We start from the raw sequence: 18,886 nt of genomic DNA, 5'->3' as shown, positions 1-18,886 counted from the left end.
TAAATATGAAAAGAAATAGATTTTTATTATTCGTTCTTTTAGGAGTGGTTGCAATTATTGTTTGGAACTTTCTAAGTCAACCAGGAGTGAAGGACCTTAAAGGAGATTTTAAAGAGATTTCTTTTGTTAGGAACGAACAAAATGATGGCCCGGTTATTCGGGTATATGCGGTATCTGTATCTGGAGAATATTGGAATGAAATGCATCAGTATGGAGATTTTATGCCACACACAAAATATGGGAATACAAAAGTCTATTTCTTTAAAAATAGCGAGGCTTTGCCAACAACATTAAACTTGCTGGAACCACAGGTTCCGCAGGAATTTCAATCTGCTTGTCTGGCTGTTTATGAAAAAGACGGGATGAGTCAGGTTAGTTTCAGAAAGTATCCCTTTAAATAAGAGCTAATGAAAAAGGTATTTATTTTTATAGCGTTAATGGGCGTTTTCTTTTCTGTAGAAGCACAAAATGCAGCGCCTAAAATTTATAATCCGAATGCTAATGCGCAGGAGCAGCTAGAAGATGCAATCGCAAAAGCCAAAGTGGAAAACAAAAACGTTTTTATACAAATTGGAGGAAATTGGTGCGTTTGGTGTTTACGGTTTAACGAATTGGTGAATGCGGATAAAAATCTGAATAGTTTACTTAACAACAATTTTGTTGTTGTACACCTGAATTATAGTAAGGAAAATAAAAATGAAGTCATATTAAAGCAATTGGAGTTTCCCCAACGTTTTGGTTTTCCTGTTTTTGTAATCCTTGATCAGAACGGAAAGCGAATACATACACAAAATTCGGTTTATTTAGAATCTGGTGATGGGCATGATGCAGAAAAAGTGTCCGATTTTTTGAAAGCGTGGGCGCCTGCAGCATTGGATCCTAAAAACTATAAATATTAGTACTTCTCTACAAAAGTTCTGATTTCGTTTTCTGCAGCCAGAACAACTTCTTCGATGGGCTTCTCTGCCGGTTCTATCGATGGCAAAACGGTGAATTTAAGATGATGAAAAGGACTTAAAGGAAACTTACCATATTTATTCATCTTCCACGAGTTCTCTATTGCAATTGGCACGATTAAAGCATTTGGAGCTTTTTTCAATAAAGTTGCAATTCCGCCAATATGAAAGGTTTTTACTGCGCCTGTTTTTGATCGAGTACCCTCCGGGAAAATTACTGCGCTCCAATTGTTTTTTTTCATCCTTGTCCCCAAACCTGCAATTTCTACAATACTTTGTTTAGAATCTTTGCGATCTATGTTTGCGCCGCCCCCGTGTTTTAAATTAAAGGATATGGAAGGAATACCTTTTGTTAATTCTATCTTCGAAATAAATTTTGCATGATATTTTCTTAGAAACCAGATCAAAGGCGGAATATCATACATACTTTGATGGTTGGCAACAAAGATAATCGGACGACCGGTAGGTAGATGTTGTTCATCTGTAAATGAAACACGACAACCTAATACATAATAAGTACTGATTAGAAAAGCATTTAAAATGTCTACAGAATGTTTATGTGCTGTGTAGCCACCCAGCTTCAGCGAAAGCCATTGGATTGGTTGAAAAACAATCAACACCAAAAGGAAATACAGGTAGTGTAAAATGCTTAAAAAATATCCGAAAAACTTATTCATATGTTTACAATGGGCACAAATTTAAAATAAAATCATTAAGGACAGCGTACACATCATATCTAAAAATACTTCTCCAGCTTTAATCCGTAACTAAATAATTGATTTTCCCTTTTTGTCCGGGAAATCTTGTTAAATGTGTATTTCGTTTCGAAGGAAAGCCAATTTGTCAATTTAATAATTAAACCATTATTGGATTTGATGATATAATCGTCTTTTTTATCCAGGGAATTTTGAATAAAACTGGTACTTTGTAGTGTAAAAATCTCATTGATAACGAATTTAAAGGACAGCCGGAATGAATTCCTCCATGTGCTATAAATTTCCTGAGTGCTATCTGCAAGCATAATGTCACTTCTGTCAAAGAGAATACCATCGCTGACATTTAGTTTTTGATTGTTTTTGTTGATGATGTTGTAGGCAAGCCCCGCTCCTGTTAATAATTGATTGTTGATTTTTAAGGAGTAACTGGTGTTGTAATTTGCGAGTCCCCAATAATATAAATTAGGAGCCTTTCTATTGTAGATATTGAAATCTAACGTTGTTGAAAAGTCGTTATTACTTAGTTTTTGATTTTGCTTGCCATAAATCCAATTACTGTAAAAATTTGATTCGATAACTTCTTTTCTTACCTGAAATTGAAAGCCGTTGTTTAGCAGATATGAGCTGCCATCCTGAGTTTTATTGATAGAACCGGAAGACGCAAAGTTGATATAATACTTTGTGCTATCGTTAAACTGCGAGAAACTGATTTTCGTCAGTAATATCAATAATAAAGTACAAAAAGATCTAAACATTTTATATTGAACTCCAGTATTTTTGTATTTCCTTGGAATTTATTCTTATATAAGAAGGTTTAGGTGATATTTTTGTTTTCGATAATTTTAAAGAATTCATCCCGGTAAGTATCTCCAACTGGAATAATTTTGTCAGTGATGAAAATCCGGCTACGTTCTATACTTTCTATTTTATCCAAAGCAATAATGTAAGATTTATGAACCCTTACAAAATGATATGAGGGCAAGGTCTCTTCCATTTTTTTCATGCTTTGCAAGGTGATGATCCTTTCTGTTTTAGTAAAAATGGAAATATAATCCTTAAGACCTTCTATGTATAAAATATCATTTAAATAGATTTTCTGGATTTTATGCTCTGTTTTAACAAATATGAAATCGTTGCCAATAGCTGGCTTTGGGGTAGTTTGCTCTGCCGAATTTGTTGCTGACGGTAAAGGAGCATTTCCGTTAGTTTGACTCAAAGAAAGCAAAGCCTTAGCTTTTTCAGCGGCCTTATAAAAACGGTCAAAAGCAATGGGTTTTAGTAAGTAATCGACAACATTAAGTTCATAACCTTCTAAAGCGTATTCCGGATAGGCAGTAGTTAAAATAACCTTGCATTTGTTGTTTGCGATTTTTAAAAATTGAATTCCGGTGAGTTCCGGCATCTGAACATCTAGAAAAACCAAATCTGCTTCGTCATTTTGTACGGCCTGTAAAGCTTCTATTGGATTCCGGAAGCTTTTTATCAGTTCCAAAAAAGGGATTTTTGAAATGTAATCATTCAAAATATCTATAGCAAGTGGCTCATCGTCTACAACAATACAGCGAATATTTGTCATGCTATAAATTTAGATATAATTCGCAGAAATAATCGTCTGCATTATTCTCTACATTTAACTTATATCGGTTGGGATAAGTTAAATCCAAACGTCTTTTTACGTTAGACATACCGATTCCGCCGGTTTTATCTTTATTTAACTGCTTGTTTTTAAGATTTGATAAAGTAAATAACAGATTATTTTCGAAAACGGAGATATTAATTTTTATCGGATGCGCAGGGTCTGTCGCTATACCATGTTTAAAGGCATTTTCAACGAATGAAATAAGCATCAAAGGAACAATAACCTGACTGTCTATATTTCCTTCAACTAGCAATTCGATTTGGCCTTCACCTTTAAACCTGAGTTTTTGCAAGTCGATATAACTTTGTAAATAATTGATTTCCTTACTTAAAAGTACACTCTCATCATTACTTTCATAAAGCATATAGCGCATAATTTCCGAAAGTTTCAGAATTGCTGTTGGTGCGTCATCCGACTTTTGATAAGCGAGAGAATATATATTATTTAAAGAATTGAATAAAAAATGTGGGTTGATTTGAGATCTTAAAAATGAAAGTTCGGCAGTCAGGCTCTGCTTTTCCAGATCGTTTTTTTCCTTTTCATTGAAGAACCAATCTACCGTGAATTTATAAACAGTACTTAGGAAAATAAAAAAGCCATTAACCATTAGGGAAGAAATCATATCTGTCCAAAACTCGTTGCTGACAATCTTTTTTCCTTTGATACTAATTTCCATGTCGCTAAGGTTGAACATGTAAAAGCTTTCGAAATACTTAAGAAAACCAAAGACTATAACAAGTAAAGTACAGGCAGCAATCCATAAAAAGAACTTCCTTTTATTGAGCGTAACGGGAATAATCAGGTAGAGATTAGTATAGAATATAATAATATTCCACACAGACATAATTAAAAAATGAATCAGAAACCCCTGACTTGAGTTTAGTCCGCCGGTGGCAACTAACGTAAAAATTGCGACTAAAAACAGCCAGATTAATGCATGTAATGATGCTTTCTTTTTCCAATTCATAATTTCAGCTTAAAGATGAGAAAAAAATCCCTACAAAATTATAATGACTTTTTCGATGAACAGGCTAATTTTATCGACGAACTGCCAAAATATCTACCTACCAGTAAAAGATGCTAAAAAGCCGATTTGTCTAATACTTTTTGGCGTTAGTCTAATACTTTTTCCAGACCAAAAAATTAGATGAATCTTTGATCATCAAACAAAAACAAAAGGTTATGAAAAACTTAAAAACATCCGTTTCGCCGTTCATTATGTTGATTATCCCGGTAATCTTCTTTATTGGACTTTCCTTAGCTTTTAATGTTACAGAAGAAGACAAAGGAAATGATCTATCGTCTATAAATATTGTCGCACCGGTGATTGAGAAGGTGAGCATTAAGACTTTGATTTCTTTATTTTAATGTTATTCACAATAGACGGAATTTTTGTTAACATTGTAGATGCATTCTGTAATCCTTTTTGACGGTGTTTGTAACCTATGCAATAGTTTTGTACAATTCGTAATCAAACACGACAAGAAAGAAAGATTCATGTTTGCCTCGTTACAGTCCGACTTTGCGCAAAAAACATTAGTAAATTCCTTTGTTGCCAGTCAGAAATTGAGTACAGTCGTTCTCTTAGAGGACCGCAAAACTTATTCTAAATCTACTGCTGCGTTACGTGTGTTAAAGAAACTAAATGGTTTATGGCCATTGTTATATGTTTTTATTATTCTTCCAACTTTTATAAGAGATGCCGTTTATAATCTGATTGCTAAAAATAGGTATAAGTGGTTTGGTAAGAAAGATTCTTGCATGATGCCGTCTCCAGAATTGCGGCGTCGGTTTTTGTCTTAAAAAGAAAATCCCAACAGATTGCTCCATTGGGATACTTATATAATATCTTATCGATTCGCTTAGATTAACGAAACGCTTCTATTCACGAAAGCAGTAAGATCTGCTCCGGTTAATAAACCTTGTGATAATAAAGCAAGATCAAAAGCTTGTTTAGCCAATTCAGACTGAGCTTTTTCGTCAGCGCTTTCCAAAATTTTGCTAACCAATTTATGATTTCCGTTAATTGCCACATTATAGCTGTCTGGCATGCTTCCGTAAAATTGCATTCCACCGCCACCCATTGCAGCCATTTCTTTCATACGACGCATAAATTCGTCCATTGTAACAGTTACGGGAAGCTCTTCCGGACTCATAGCAACAACAGAAACCTTATAAGTTGGTTTGTTAATCGCTTTTTCAAACACTTCTTTCACTTTATTAGATTGCTCTTCAGAAAGAATATGCTCTAATTTCTCGTCTTTATCAATCAACTTATCAACAACATCCGCATCAACACGCTTTATACTTACTTTTTCCAATTTATGCTCGATGTTGGTTACAAAGTGCCCATCGATAGGTGTGTTCATCAACAATACGTCGTATCCTTTTTTCTGAGCAGATTGAATAAAGGCGTCTTGTTTATCTGGATCATTAGTGTATAAATAAACCACATTTCCGTCTTTGTCGGTTTGATTTATTTTAACTTTTTCTTTGTATTCTTCCAGCGTATAGTTTTTATTATCGGTACTTGTTAGCAATCCGAAATCTTTGGCTTTTTCATAGAATTTCTCATCGCTAATCATTCCGTATTTAACAAACAGCCCAATGTCGCTCCATTTTTCCTCGTAACCTGTACGATCTTTTTTGAACAACTCTCCTAATTTCTCAGCTACTTTTTTAGTGATGTAGCTATTGATTTTTTTAACGTTAGAATCTGCCTGTAAGAAACTTCTTGAAACGTTCAGTGGGATATCCGGTGAATCGATAACACCATGTAATAACATCAGGAATTCGGGAACGATGTCTTTTACCTCATCGGTAATGAAAACCTGCCTGCTGAACAATTTGATTTTGTTGCGTTGGAAATCCATATCCGTTTTTACTTTCGGAAAATAAAGTACTCCGGTTAAATTGAATGGATAATCAACATTTAGATGAATCCAGAATAAAGGATCATCCGCAAATGGATAAAGCTGACGATAGAATTCTTTATAATTTTCTTCTTTCAGTTCAGAAGGTGCGATTGTCCAGATTGGTTTCGCATAGTTGATCACATTATCAACTTCTACAGATTTGTATTGTGGTTTTCCGTCTTTGTCAGTTCCGTCTTCAACACTTTCCGATCTTTTTCCAAAAACTAATTTTGTAGGTAAGAACTTGAAGTACTTATCAAGGATTTCCTGAAGTTTATGCTGGCTTAAAAATTCTTCAGATTCTGAATTGATGTGAAGGATAATATCTGTACCGCGTTCTGTTCTGTTTCCAGGACCGATTTCAAATTCTGTACTGCCGTCGCAGATCCAGCGAGCCGGCTCTGCACCATCCTGATAAGATAAGGATTGAATTTCTACCTGGCTGGCAACCATAAACGCAGAATAGAATCCTAAACCAAATTTACCAATGATTTCGTTGGCATCTTTAGCATCTTTAAATTTCTCTACAAATTCTGTTGCGCCGGAAAATGCTATCTGATTAATGTATTTTTTGATTTCCTCGGCTGTCATACCAATACCTTTATCACTAATGGTAATGGTTTTTGCTTTCTCATCGAAAGAAACATCAACTCTTAAATCTCCTAATTCTCCATTGTATTGTCCTAAAGAAGCTAGTCTTTTAATCTTCTGCGTCGCATCCGCGGCGTTAGACACTAACTCACGTAAGAAAATTTCATTGTCAGAGTATAAGAACTTTTTAATAATCGGGAAGATGTTCTCGGTATGAATAGAAATTGTTCCTTTTTCCTGCATTTTCTTAAAATTTATTGATTTAATACTAGTTGCAGAAGATTTATCAAGTGTTATACCAATCTGTTTTAAGTGCCAAGATGGCAGATGTTTGCAAGTTTTTTTTGGAAAAATTTTACTGGATTGCGATTTTTGGTATCATACTTGTTTATGAAGGGTGTCGATGGCCCTATATCATTTTGAAAAACGTCGGTTTTGGCTCTGTTGGTGGAAATAACAGAGCCAAAATAATCCGATTTAAAAAATAAACTCTTAAAATTTTTACAACGCTAAATCTCTTGGTAGCTTTGCACAATTATTAAAATCATGTCCCAGAGAGAGCAAAAGCACATTAGAACAGCTTGTAGTATATTTTTCTTTATATCAGGTTTTGGATATGCTAGTTGGGCGTCGCGAATTCCAACCATACAACAGCAACTTAATTTAAACGAAGCCCAGTTAGGCACTGTCTTATTTGCTATGCCCGTAGGTCTCCTTCTAACTTTACCGCTTACCAAATATTTGTTACGGAAATATAGTAGTAACCTTATTATGTTATTTGGAGCGTTGTTGTTTAATATCACTTTATGTTTACCGGGTTTTACTAATTCTACAGTACAGCTAATGGCTGTATTGTTTGTTTTTGGTTCTGCAAGAAATATCATGAATATCTCCATGAATGGACAATCGGTGGCAGTGCAATCATATTATGCAAAATCTATCATCACAACTTTCCACGGCGTATGGAGTATGGCTGGTTTTGCCGGAGCAGGTTTGGGCTACCTGATGGTGGCAAATAATATTGGTACAGAATATCACTTGCCTATTGTTGGCGTTTTAATGGCATTATTGTCCATAATCGCTTATCCACAAACACTTTATCAGAAACCAATTCAGGAAGAGCCAAAGCCCGTTTTCTCTTTACCCGATAAATCTGTTTTGGGTTTTGCAGTTATTTGTTTCGCTTGTATGGCGACTGAAAATGTTATGTATGACTGGGCTATTATTTATTTCGAAAAGATTGGATTAGCTCCCGCTTCTACAGCTATAATTGGGTTTGTAGTATATATGGTATTTATGACAACCGGGCGTTTTGGAGGTGACAAAATTGTACATAGAGTGGGAATTGTGAACATCATCAAATTTAGCGGATTATTAATTTTCGCAGGATTATTCTTGGCAGCGTTATTTCCATACAAAGCCGTTATATTTCCTGCTTTTGCATGTGTGGGACTGGGAGTATCGTGTATTGTGCCGTTGATATTTAGCTTGGCAGGAAGAGATAAGACAGTAAATAGTGGGACCAGAGTTGCTTCAATATCTACTATTGGTTATCTGGGCTTTTTAATTGTACCGCCTTTTGTTGGCTATCTGGCACAGGCAACGAGCTTAAGATGGGCGTTTGGAATCCTAAGTTTTTTGGGGCTTATGATTTTTGTATTAACATTGAATATTAAAAACCAAGATTAGTTATGAAAATATTTCAGCATCATGTCACATTAAAAGCGAGAGAACGAGGTTTTCATTTAGTTACAGATGAGATTTTAGCTGCAATGCCCCAATTAAGGCAAATCAATGTAGGAATGTGCCAGGTTTTTATTCAACATACTTCCGCTTCGCTGACAATAAACGAAAACGCGGATTATACTGTAAGAAAGGATTTTGAATCTCACTTTAACAAAATGGTTCCTGAAAGAGCACCCTATTATTTACACGATTACGAAGGAGACGATGATATGCCTGCTCATATAAAATCCTCAATTCTGGGCACTTCGGTAAATATTCCAATTTCTAACGGGAGATTATCGCTAGGTACATGGCAGGGAATTTATCTTTGCGAACACAGAAATCATGGAGGTAATAGAAAGTGTGTGATTACTTTTTGGGGCGAATAAATATTGCATAAAGATAAAAAGGGAGAAATTTTATAAGCAAATTCCTCCCTTTTTTATTAGCAGAAAAATAGGTTCTTATTCTTTTTTCTGAAGTATACTATTATTCTCATCTACATTTAAAGTAATGACCTGACTACCAGTTGCATTAGTAAGTCCTGAAGCCCAAATAGTGTAGTTTTTTCCTGCTGTTATAGAAATATCTAAGGTATTAGTTATTAGATTCCCGCCTTTATAAATGCTAAATTTATAGGTTTTTGGAAAAACCGAAGAAAATGCTGTTGCCTTTTTATACGCTACATTTTCTACCAAAGTGGTGTCTGTTGTACCAGCTACAGCTTTGAGTGTAAAGTTTCCGCCATCGGGGCTTAAATTGATAAATCTGATGTTTGCTTTTCCGCTGGCAGGATTCGCCAATCTGTCACTAATTAATAATGTTTCAGGCGCTGTAGACGGCCCTATCAGGAATAAAGAGTATATACTGTCTTTTTTTACTGCAATACTTGTTGTACGAATAGAATCCGCAAGCGAAGTCCCGTTTTCTTTTATAAAAGCGATATTTCTTGTTCCGGTATATAACTGATAATAGCCAGCTCTGTCTTTATATTTAAAACCATAGTCTACTTTGTAGCCGTCAATACCAAAATCAAATGTTGAAGTTCCTGGGGAGGCATGGTAAATAGAGACTAAGGAAATATCAGGCTGAACATAGTCATTACCTTTATTTTTCAAACAAGAGCTTAAACTTATAGTTGCCGCAACTAATAGTGCTCCTTTCGTAAATGCTTTTAAATAATTCATAACTTTCTATTTTAATCAATTTCGTTGAATTAAAAGCCTAGACGTAAGGTTACTTTTTTTTGATACAGTTCGCTTAAAAAAATATATAATTTAAATAAAAAGGGCCAGCATAAAAAACCGACCCTTTTATCATTAAGCTTTTGCTTCCTGTATTTTGCCGTTAGCATCGTCTAGTTTGCTTTTTGCATATTTTGTAGCTTCCGAGGCTTTATCAGCCATATATTCAGAAGCTTTTTTAGACAAATGTTCAACTTCTCTTGCTTTTTCATTTAAGGTAGACTTCATTTTGTCTCCATAAGTTTTAGCTGTATCAAGTACAGCATTTAAGCATTCTTTTCCATGAGACGTTTTGGTTAAGTACCAAATTGCGCCGCCAATTGCGGCTCCAGCCAATATTGCTGTCGTTAACTTTGAGTTTTCCATATTCGTAAGTGTTTGTTTCTATTATAGATATCCGAATAAAAGCGAATACCTTGCCAAACTATACGAACTAAATGATTTTATGCTTTTTTAACACATTTAAAATCTCTGGCTGAAATTTCTGTATCATTCTGTCAAAACCAAGATCGTTCGGATGAGTACCATCTGTAGTGGCTTCATGGTCGTTACCCAGTAAATTATCTGCTGAAATAAAATAAAGGTCTTTTACACTTTCTTTAACAAGTTCTTCCAATTGCCTTTTTATCTCTTCGTTTTGCTGTTGGACTCTAAGACCCACAGATTTATCGAAATACCCATGTTCTCTAACAATGGTTTGTATAATAATTATAGGTGCTATCGGGTTTGAGCTACGTATTTTCTTAACAAGATATTTTGTTCTTTCTTTAATTTCTGCGGGCGACGAGTTTGGAACACAGTCTAAAACATAAACATCCCCTGGCATTTCAGAAACCATATCTGCGACTTCCTTCTCCATTTTTGCGCTGCCACTTACGCCAATATTTACAAAATTTAAACCAGTATTCCTACTTAGTCGCGAAGGATAAGCGAGACCTGGCCTGCTTGCTGAAGCTCCCTGAACAATACTGGAGCCATAAACAATAATTTGCTTTTGAAAAGGGTTTGTATTTTCTGATATTTTAGCATTTTCATCCACCCCAATTTCGAGGCTTTTGGTTTCGTCATATAAAGGAAGATAGACAAGGCACTCTTTTTCAGAACTATCCATATTACTTACCAATACACTCTCCGAACAAGATTTGGTTCCTGGTCTTCCAACTCCGGCAAATTGCCATTTCCCATCTTTTTTGATGTAAATATCCAGGCCTTCATAAGCAATAGCTGTCATATTACTCGAACTTTTTTTGTCGCTTGTACACCATTTTGCTGCTATTGAAGTACTGTTTGTCTTAAAGCTGACGAAAAGTCCGGCAGAGTTTGTTAATAAATATTTTACGCTTTTTGGAATCAATGGATATTTAGTAGTATCCACCCGATGAAACATGTTTTCTGTTTCTTTCGCTTTTCCCAAAACTGTTAAGGACACGTACTTTTTCAATGACGTTTGTGCTAAAGTTTGGAAGCTTAAGAAGATAGACAGTAAGATCAGAATAAGTTGCGTTCTGTACATTTTATTTCTTTTTTAGAATATAATTGCTAGCAATTGCATTAAAGTTGTTAACCTGTTGAGTCTCCCACTCTTTTCCATAACCCATTTCTGAAGCCATTAACTGTGCAACTTTCGGAGCAATTTCAACCGCTGCTTTGGCATCTAAAAATAATAAACGTAATCTTCTTGCCAATACATCTTCTATGCTTCTAGCCATTTCGTTTCTTACAAACCAAATTACCTCGGCTGCTGTATAAGGGAAAGAATCGATTAATTTGTTTCCAAATTCCGGTTGCTGTATGATAATATTTTTTATACTTAAAGCATCGCTACCATAAATATCAAGATACGAGCCTTCTTTTTGGGCTTTATAACCATGTATTTTTAATTGTTCTGTAGCACAGGATTTTTCTTCCAGACCGCAAACTTTTATGGTTTCATTAATTGTGTCTTCGGCCATTTTTCTGTAAGTCGTCCATTTACCGCCGGTGATTGTTACCAATCCGCTAGGACTTACTATTAATTTATGGCTCCTTGAAATCTCCTTTGTTTTGTTGGTCGATTTATCTGGCGCAGCTAGCGGCCTTAAACCTGCGAAAACACTTAATACGTCACTTTCTGTCGGTCTTTTTTCTAAATATGCACCCGCAGTTTCCAGAATAAAATTTATTTCTTTTTGAAGAGCAACTGGTTCTAAGCTGTGACTGTCTAAAGGTGTATCCGTAGTTCCCACAACTAAATGTTCATGCCAAGGCACTGCAAACAAAACTCTGCCATCAGAAGTTTCCGGAATCATTAATGCAGAATCACCCTTCATAAAAGACCTGTCCAAAACAAGGTGAACGCCCTGGCTTGGTCTAACCAAATGATTTCTTCCCGGGGTGTCCATGTTTAATATATCATCAACAAATACACCAGTGGCATTGATGATTGATTTTGTTTGGATATTATATTCTTTTTGATTTTCTGCATCAATGAAAGTAAGGCCATTTAATTTGCTGTTATTGCCTTTGCTTAGTGATGTAACCTTTGCATAGTTAAGCACCGTAGCACCATGATCGATAGCTGTCTGTGCCAGATTTATTGCAAGACGCGCGTCGTCAAATTGCCCATCGTAATATTCTATACCTCCAGACACATGCTTTTCAGAAATACCTTTTAATCTGTCTAAAACCTTGTTTTTATTTAGATAAATAGAGCTTCCGAAACTATATTTTCCAGATAGCCAATCGTATAGTTTTAAACCTACCAGGTATTTAATTTTAGAAAATAGTCCAAAACAAGGGATTACGAAGGATTGCTTGTTAACGAGATGAGGGGCATTCTGAAAAAGAAGTCCTCTCTCCTTTAGCGCCTCCCGAACCAGACTGACATCTCCCTGAGCCAGGTACCTCACTCCTCCATGAACAAGCTTTGTGCTTCTACTGGACGTACCTTTTGCAAAATCATATTGCTCCAGTAATAAAGTCTTAAATCCTCGGGAGGCAGAATCTACCGCGCAGCCCAAGCCTGTTGCGCCTCCGCCAATAATTACAATATCCCAAATAATGTTCTCTTGTAGGTTAGAAAGCTGCTCTTCTCTTGTTTTAAGTTTCATTGAATTATGTTTTATTCAAAAAAGAAATATATAGCAATTATACGAAACTTAAAAAGAAACAAAAAATAATAATTAAGCTTAATTATGCTTTTTATTCTTTTGTGTTTGATAAAAAGGGTATTTTAGAATGTTAAATGCTAATTAAAAATATGCTGAATATTGCCGAAAGACATCAGGTTATCATTAATAAATTGCATCAGGAAGGGTATGTTGCCGTAGTTGACTTATGTAAAGAATTAAATGTTTCTCCTGTTACTATAAGGAAGGATCTGAAACTATTAGAAGAAAAAGGCCTCCTTTTTAAAACACACGGAGGCGCTACTCAACAGAATCCATACACAGTAGACCGTCCGGTAAATGAAAAAGAAAAAATTCAGTCTGTAGAAAAATTAAAAATAGGAACAGAGGCTGCGAAATTAATTTCGGATAATGATTCGATAGTTATTGCTTCGGGTACTACAGTACAGGCTTTGGCTCGCGCCATTCATATAAAGGGGAATTTGATGGTAGTTACAGGTGCTTTAAACGTAGCTATGGAATTGTTAAAGCTAGATAGCAATGTGGAAATCATACAATTGGGTGGAGTTTTGCGAAAAAGCTCGACTTCTGTTACGGGTAACTATGCAGAAAGTGCATTAGGCGATTTCTTTTGCTCAAAATTGTTTTTAGGTGTCGACGGAATAGATTTGGAATTTGGTTTAACCACTACCAACTCGATGGAAGCACAGTTAAATAGGGAAATGATTAAGGTTTCTCAAAAAACAATTGTGCTGGCGGATTCCACTAAGTTTGGAAGAAGGGGTTTTGGTAGAATCTGTGGTTTCGAAGATGTGGATCAGATTATTACAGACAGTGGGGTCTCCGAAGCCACAGTAAAAGCTTTACAAAGTATGGGAGTAAAAGTTACAATCGTATAGTGATATACAAATTAAATAAGGAAAAAGGGCCATAAAAGTGAAATGGCCCTTTTTTATTTAATTCTATTTTAATAAGAGATTTTTAACTTCCGTTTTCCAGGTAAGTGCTGTAAAAAATATTGATAGGATACATGCGGCAATCATTACTATAAATCCGCCATCCCAGCTAAAGTGGTCTACAACATATCCCATAGCTATATTAGCAAATAGTGCTCCGCCCATATATCCAAATAAACCTGTTAAGCCAGCTGCGGTTCCGGCGGCTTTTTTAGGAGCTAAATCCAGCGCTTGTACACCTATTAACATAACAGGGCCATAAATCAGAAATCCTATCGCTACCAGAGCAATGTTGTCTATCCAGATATTTCCAGCAGGATTTTTCCAGTATACAACTACAGCAACTAATACTAAAATCATGTATATGATGGTAGCAGGAGCTCTTCTTCCTTTAAAAATCTTGTCACTAATCCACCCGCATAATAATGTGCCTGGTATACCAGCATATTCATAGAGAAAATAAGCCCATCCGGTTTGTTTTACCGAAAATCCCTTAGCTTCCTCTAAATAGGTTGGCGACCAATCCAATATGCCATACCTTACCAGATAAACAAATGCATTTGCAAAGGCGATGTACCAGAGCATTTTATTGTTGAAAACATATTTGAAAAATATCTCTTTCGCGCTAAGTTCCTCTTCCTGTTTTTCAGAATAGTTTTTAGGATAATCGTTTTTGTATTTCTCTATCGGAGGTAAGCCACAGGATTGCGGTGTGTCCCTGACTAACGCATAGGCGATAATCGCAAAAATAAGCGCAACCATTCCGGGAAAATAAAATTTACTGTGCCAGCTTGCGAAAATCTCTACGCCAAAAATGGCGAGTGGGCCTACTAATCCTCCACCTACATTATGGGCCACATTCCAGATAGACATTCTTGTTCCGCGTTCTTTTACCGAGAACCAGTGGACAACAACACGACCACAAGGAGGCCATCCCATTCCCTGAAACCATCCATTTATGAAAAGTAAAATGAACATCATTAAAATGGAAGATGTGGCAAATGGCACTGTTCCCATAACTATCATCGTTAAAGCAGAAAGTACCAGCCCTATTGTTAGGAACTTTCTGGCATCGCTTCGGTCGGAAACATTTCCCATTAAAAATTTGCTTAACCCGTAAGCTATGGAAACGCCGGAAAGTGCCCATCCTAAATCAGCTTTAGAATATCCTTGTTCCAATAAATCTGGCATGGCAAGCGTGAAATTCTTACGCACCAGATAATACCCTGCATAGCCTAAAAATATTCCTAAAAAAACCTGAAATCGTAATTTCTTGTATGTTGGATCAATTTTTTCTGCCTCGAGTAAAGGCTTATGTGGAGCAGGATTCAAAAACGAAAATTTCATTGTTTTGTGGTTCTTTGCTTAGTATAAATTAGGATAATCAGAAATAATACCGTCTACTCCGGTTGCTTTTATTGCCTCGATTTCTTCTTTTGTGTTAACAGTCCATGGGATTACTTTTATTCCCATTTGATGGCATTTTTCTACTAATGATTTGTTTACCATTTTGTAATTCGGGCTGTATATGTCTGGTTTGAAAGTTAGTTTTTTTAAATTGTCCTCCAGCTTTCCTTTACTTACCAAATAAGATGTTTGAACGTTTTTATGTTGTTTATTAATAATTTCCAGTGTCCTTGGATCGAATGACTGGATCATCACCCTATCTGCGATTTTCTTGGAATTGATGACTTTCATTAATTTTTTAACAAAAACCTTGGGAGTTGGATGATTGATATTGTCTCCGGTTTCAGAAATTTTTGTTTCAATGTTGTAGTGTGGAAGTGGATAATTCTTTTGTTTCGCATAAAGTTCGACAGAATCGATTAGTTCTGAAAGCAACGGAATATATGCTTTCATTTTCTTTTGTTCAGGAAATGTGCTGTAAAACTTAGAGCCCACATCATATTTTCTTATCTCCTTATATTTAAGGTCATAAAGTCTTTTTTCTTTTTGTGTTTCAGCCGGTATTTCTTTCCCATCGGGAGTTAATACAAAGGCTGCATTTAACCAATGATCGTGAGATACAATCGGCTTTTGATCTTTGCTGAAATTTATATCCATTTCCAGGTTAACGCCTAAATCTATAGCTTTTTTCATCGCAGGTATTGTGTTTTCAGGCATTAGTCCTCTCGCTCCCCTGTGACCTTGAAGGTCTATTTTATTTTGCGAAAAAGATTGACTTGCGCTTAAAGCCAACACGCATGTAAATAGTAAACAGCTAAATTTATTATACATATAAGGTTAGTTTAAAATTTCCTATTACAATGATAAAAAATAAAAAGAAATAAAAAGAAACAATTTGAAGTGTTGTAAAAAAACAAAAGAGCAGAAATGTTGAAGATTCTCTGCTCTTTTTCAAATGATAGCCCGAATGTTTAAGGATTTAAATAAATATTCTTAGAAATTTTAGGGATAACATTTTTCTCTAAAGCCATATTGAACATATTGTCTATAGCCTTCCGTCCTTCCGGACCCAAATTTTTGGAGTATTCATTAACATAAAGCTCGATGTGTTTAAACATTACCTCTTCGTCCATTGCCTGGGCGTGTTTTTTAATAAATTCGATGCCCGAATCCGGATTGGTAAATGCAAATTCTATCGATTCCTTTATTAACCTGTTTACTTCCTGCTTGATGTTTTCGGGTAGGTCGCGCTTAATAACAATCCCGCCTAAAGGAATGGCGCAGCCTGTATGTTGTTCCCAGAAATCTCCCAAATCCATTATTTTAACCAAACCTTTGTCCTGATAGGTAAAGCGATTCTCGTGGATAATTAAACCCAGATCTATTTCCTTGTTGATCAGCTTTTGCTCGATATCAGAAAATAACATTTCTTCCTTGTTTGCCAATTCTGGATAAGCAATAGATAAAAGAAAGTTGGCTGTTGTATATTTTCCGGGAATACCGATCTTAAGTTCAGCTTGAGAGGTTTTTAATCTTTCTAAATCAAAATCTTTATGGCTGATTAATAAAGGGCCTACACCGAAACCCAAAGCACTTCCCGAATCCAGCAACTGGTAATTTTCGTTGGCATAGGCGAAGGCGTGATAGCTTAGCTTTGTAATGTCAAGTTGATTGTTAAAAGCCTGTTGATTTAAAGTTTCCACATCTTCAAAGCTTACTTCAAAGTCCAAATTTCCGGTGTCTATCTTTTTGTGTATTAAGGCATCGAATATGAAGGTGTCGTTTGGACAAGGAGAAAAACCAAGTGTAAGTTTCATGTTGTCAATTTTTTTAATTCAAATTCTTTAAGAAGCCATGAAGCCAAATATTAATGTTTTTTACAGCCAAAGGAATATCCCAATTGTTCCGATCTCTTTTTTCTACATAATTAGAGATTGTCCTAACCTGTAAAGATGGAATTTCAGCTTCTTCACAAGCATAAAAAAAGGCCGCTCCTTCCATACTTTCAACTTTCGGAGTAAACATTTCTAACACATTTTCTATGCTTTCTTCGTTTCCGTGAACCCTGTTTACGGTAATTCCTTTTACTTTTTGCAGATCTGTAGTAGACGGATCCCTAAAACTGCCCGAATAAAAAATATCGCCAAGTTGCATTTCTTCCAATGTTATAAATTCTTCATCGTCTTCAGCGCCAAGTTCAGAAAAAATGTCTTCTCTAACTTCAACCAATTGTCCTATTTTGATTTTTTTTGAAAAACTACCGGCTATACCTACATTGATAGCAAGATCATATTTCCTTTTTGTAAAAGCTTTTCCCAGTGCGTAGGCCATGCTCACCATTCCAACACCGGAAACAACAAAAGTAAGCTCATGTTTATCAAAAATAATAGGCTCATCAGGAATGCCTGTTACAGCCAAAGCGTTAAGAAAAGGAGCAATTTCTGCATAAGTAGCAGCGGCGATTAGAATCTTCATGCTGCAAATTTACATACAATGATTTAAACTGTTTATTCTCTTGTAAATGCCTTTGCTTATATTTGCGCTTTATTTAATCAAAAATGATTTACATCACAAGGAAAGAGCATTTTAATGCGGCACATAAACTTTACCGTGAAGACTGGAGTAAAGAGAAGAATGAAGAAGTTTTTGGAATATGCGCAAATGCTAACTGGCATGGTCACAACTATGATTTGTATGTAACGGTAAAGGGCGAAATTAACGAAGAAACCGGTTTTGTAATTGACTTAAAGGATCTGAAAGACATTATCATTACGCATGTAATTGATAAAGTAGATCACAGAAACCTGAATTTGGATGTTGATTTTATGCGTGGAAAAATGGCTTCTACAGAAATACTTGCAGTAGAATTCTGGAAGCAATTAGATGGTCCAATCAAAGAAAGAGGCGCCCAACTGCATTCAATTAAACTTTATGAAACAGTCAATAATTACGTAGAGTATTTTGGCGAATAACAAACAAAATTATGATTCATTCTGATAACGATGATTTTTTTGAGGATTCAGGTTATATTAAAATAGATAGATATAATCAGGAAAGAACTACAAAAATCGCGTCGCACTACAAGGAAATACTAAACGAAATCGGAGAAGATACCAGCCGTGACGGCCTGCTAAAAACCCCCGAAAGATATGCTAAAGCTTTACAATTCTTAACGCATGGGTATGATTTAAATGCCGAGGAAATCTTACGTTCAGCTATGTTCGAAGAAGAATATAGTCAAATGGTTATCGTAAAAGATATCGAAGTATACTCGCTTTGCGAACATCATATCATTCCTTTTTTTGGAAAAGCACATATAGCTTATATACCTAATGGGCATATTGTAGGACTGAGTAAAATTCCAAGAATTGTAGATGTCTTTGCTCGCAGACTTCAGGTTCAGGAAAGACTGACAAACGAAATCAGAGATTGCATACAAAATACTTTGAACCCAGCGGGTGTTGCAGTTGTTTTGGAATGCAAACATATGTGTATGAGCATGCGGGGCATTCAAAAACAAAATTCGGTAACAACAACTTCTGCTTTTACCGGTGAATTTGCAAATGACAGAACCAGATCGGAATTTTTAAGATTAATAGCTGCTGATCTGTATAAATAATATGTGCAGTT

At 35.6% G+C, this 18,886-nt stretch carries 22 protein-coding genes; 9 read left to right on the top strand and 13 right to left on the bottom strand.

Annotated elements, in window-relative coordinates:
- Nucleotides 1–5: 5 nt before the first annotated feature.
- Complete coding sequence (locus PEDSA_RS14615; protein WP_013633929.1) at nt 6–401, top strand: hypothetical protein; 396 nt, start codon at nt 6–8, stop codon at nt 399–401.
- A 6-nt stretch (nt 402–407) separates the two neighbouring features.
- Entirely contained in the window at nt 408–899 is a 492-nt protein-coding gene (locus PEDSA_RS14610; RefSeq protein WP_013633928.1) for a thioredoxin family protein, read from the top strand.
- Here PEDSA_RS14610 and PEDSA_RS14605 read toward each other — a convergent pair.
- Genes PEDSA_RS14605 through PEDSA_RS14590 form a run of 4 tightly spaced genes read right to left on the bottom strand, consistent with a single transcriptional unit; the run spans nt 896 to nt 4,278 of the window.
- Nucleotides 896–1,633 carry a lysophospholipid acyltransferase family protein gene (locus tag PEDSA_RS14605; protein ID WP_013633927.1) on the bottom strand — a complete coding sequence of 246 codons (738 nt, stop codon included), beginning with the start codon at nt 1,631–1,633 and terminating at the stop codon, nt 896–898. The two genes, PEDSA_RS14610 and PEDSA_RS14605, sit on opposite strands and share 4 nt — an antisense overlap.
- 59 nt (nt 1,634–1,692) lie before the next feature.
- A complete protein-coding gene (locus PEDSA_RS14600) occupies nt 1,693–2,427 on the bottom strand; it encodes a DUF481 domain-containing protein (protein ID WP_013633926.1) in 735 nt (244 codons plus the stop codon).
- Nucleotides 2,428–2,486: 59 nt separating this feature from the next.
- Nucleotides 2,487–3,248: a LytR/AlgR family response regulator transcription factor gene (locus tag PEDSA_RS14595; RefSeq protein WP_013633925.1), complete on the bottom strand. Its 762-nt coding sequence runs from the start codon at nt 3,246–3,248 to the stop codon at nt 2,487–2,489.
- A 1-nt stretch (nt 3,249) separates the two neighbouring features.
- Nucleotides 3,250–4,278, bottom strand: coding sequence for a sensor histidine kinase (locus PEDSA_RS14590; protein WP_013633924.1), 1,029 nt, complete (start codon nt 4,276–4,278; stop codon nt 3,250–3,252).
- Between the two features lie 215 nt (nt 4,279–4,493).
- Between PEDSA_RS14590 and PEDSA_RS14585 the strand changes: the two genes are divergently transcribed.
- Together PEDSA_RS14585 and PEDSA_RS14580 are read left to right on the top strand one after the other, a co-directional pair.
- Nucleotides 4,494–4,679, top strand: a complete 186-nt coding sequence (locus tag PEDSA_RS14585) for a hypothetical protein (RefSeq protein WP_013633923.1) — start codon at nt 4,494–4,496, stop codon at nt 4,677–4,679.
- A 39-nt stretch (nt 4,680–4,718) separates the two neighbouring features.
- Entirely contained in the window at nt 4,719–5,114 is a 396-nt protein-coding gene (locus tag PEDSA_RS14580; RefSeq protein ID WP_013633922.1) for a thiol-disulfide oxidoreductase DCC family protein, read from the top strand.
- Nucleotides 5,115–5,173: 59 nt separating this feature from the next.
- Here the strand turns inward: PEDSA_RS14580 and htpG are convergent, their stop codons facing one another.
- A complete protein-coding gene (htpG, locus tag PEDSA_RS14575; RefSeq protein WP_013633921.1) occupies nt 5,174–7,060 on the bottom strand; it encodes a molecular chaperone HtpG in 1,887 nt (628 codons plus the stop codon).
- Between the two features lie 303 nt (nt 7,061–7,363).
- Between htpG and PEDSA_RS14570 the strand changes: the two genes are divergently transcribed.
- A complete protein-coding gene (locus PEDSA_RS14570; RefSeq protein ID WP_013633920.1) occupies nt 7,364–8,506 on the top strand; it encodes an MFS transporter in 1,143 nt (380 codons plus the stop codon).
- Nucleotides 8,507–8,508: 2 nt separating this feature from the next.
- Entirely contained in the window at nt 8,509–8,931 is a 423-nt protein-coding gene (locus PEDSA_RS14565; protein ID WP_013633919.1) for a secondary thiamine-phosphate synthase enzyme YjbQ, read from the top strand.
- 75 nt (nt 8,932–9,006) lie between these two features.
- On the opposite strand, the gene PEDSA_RS14560 is transcribed toward PEDSA_RS14565, so the two are convergent.
- The 4 genes from PEDSA_RS14560 to PEDSA_RS14545 form a co-directional block, all read right to left on the bottom strand.
- On the bottom strand, nt 9,007–9,729 hold the full coding sequence (locus PEDSA_RS14560) for a DUF4397 domain-containing protein (protein WP_013633918.1): 723 nt from the start codon (nt 9,727–9,729) through the stop codon (nt 9,007–9,009).
- A 132-nt stretch (nt 9,730–9,861) separates the two neighbouring features.
- Nucleotides 9,862–10,152: a YtxH domain-containing protein gene (locus PEDSA_RS14555; protein WP_013633917.1), complete on the bottom strand. Its 291-nt coding sequence runs from the start codon at nt 10,150–10,152 to the stop codon at nt 9,862–9,864.
- 67 nt (nt 10,153–10,219) lie between these two features.
- Nucleotides 10,220–11,299 (bottom strand): SGNH/GDSL hydrolase family protein, encoded by a 1,080-nt coding sequence (locus PEDSA_RS14550; RefSeq protein ID WP_013633916.1) that lies wholly within the window; start codon nt 11,297–11,299, stop codon nt 10,220–10,222.
- Nucleotide 11,300: 1 nt separating this feature from the next.
- Entirely contained in the window at nt 11,301–12,875 is a 1,575-nt protein-coding gene (locus PEDSA_RS14545; protein ID WP_013633915.1) for a glycerol-3-phosphate dehydrogenase/oxidase, read from the bottom strand.
- A 134-nt stretch (nt 12,876–13,009) separates the two neighbouring features.
- Between PEDSA_RS14545 and PEDSA_RS14540 the strand changes: the two genes are divergently transcribed.
- A complete protein-coding gene (locus tag PEDSA_RS14540; protein WP_013633914.1) occupies nt 13,010–13,792 on the top strand; it encodes a DeoR/GlpR family DNA-binding transcription regulator in 783 nt (260 codons plus the stop codon).
- Nucleotides 13,793–13,855: 63 nt separating this feature from the next.
- Here PEDSA_RS14540 and glpT read toward each other — a convergent pair whose 3' ends face one another.
- The 4 genes from glpT to mqnB all read right to left on the bottom strand — a co-directional run bounded on the left by glpT (nt 13,856) and on the right by mqnB (nt 17,731).
- Nucleotides 13,856–15,196, bottom strand: a complete 1,341-nt coding sequence (gene glpT / locus PEDSA_RS14535) for a glycerol-3-phosphate transporter (protein ID WP_013633913.1) — start codon at nt 15,194–15,196, stop codon at nt 13,856–13,858.
- 18 nt (nt 15,197–15,214) lie between these two features.
- Complete coding sequence (locus tag PEDSA_RS14530) at nt 15,215–16,087, bottom strand: glycerophosphodiester phosphodiesterase (RefSeq protein ID WP_013633912.1); 873 nt, start codon at nt 16,085–16,087, stop codon at nt 15,215–15,217.
- Nucleotides 16,088–16,227: 140 nt separating this feature from the next.
- Nucleotides 16,228–17,073, bottom strand: coding sequence for a menaquinone biosynthesis family protein (locus tag PEDSA_RS14525; protein WP_013633911.1), 846 nt, complete (start codon nt 17,071–17,073; stop codon nt 16,228–16,230).
- 13 nt (nt 17,074–17,086) lie between these two features.
- Complete coding sequence (mqnB, locus tag PEDSA_RS14520) at nt 17,087–17,731, bottom strand: futalosine hydrolase (protein WP_013633910.1); 645 nt, start codon at nt 17,729–17,731, stop codon at nt 17,087–17,089.
- Between the two features lie 83 nt (nt 17,732–17,814).
- Between mqnB and PEDSA_RS14515 the strand changes: the two genes are divergently transcribed.
- Nucleotides 17,815–18,228 carry a 6-pyruvoyl trahydropterin synthase family protein gene (locus PEDSA_RS14515; protein WP_013633909.1) on the top strand — a complete coding sequence of 138 codons (414 nt, stop codon included), beginning with the start codon at nt 17,815–17,817 and terminating at the stop codon, nt 18,226–18,228.
- Between the two features lie 11 nt (nt 18,229–18,239).
- Complete coding sequence (gene folE, locus PEDSA_RS14510; protein WP_013633908.1) at nt 18,240–18,875, top strand: GTP cyclohydrolase I FolE; 636 nt, start codon at nt 18,240–18,242, stop codon at nt 18,873–18,875.
- The last annotated feature ends 11 nt before the right edge of the window (nt 18,876–18,886 follow it).

Origin of the sequence: Pseudopedobacter saltans DSM 12145 (genome assembly GCF_000190735.1) — a bacterium.
GTDB classification, from domain to species: Bacteria; Bacteroidota; Bacteroidia; order Sphingobacteriales; family Sphingobacteriaceae; genus Pseudopedobacter; species Pseudopedobacter saltans.
This window is presented reverse-complemented; position numbering and strand designations above follow the sequence as displayed.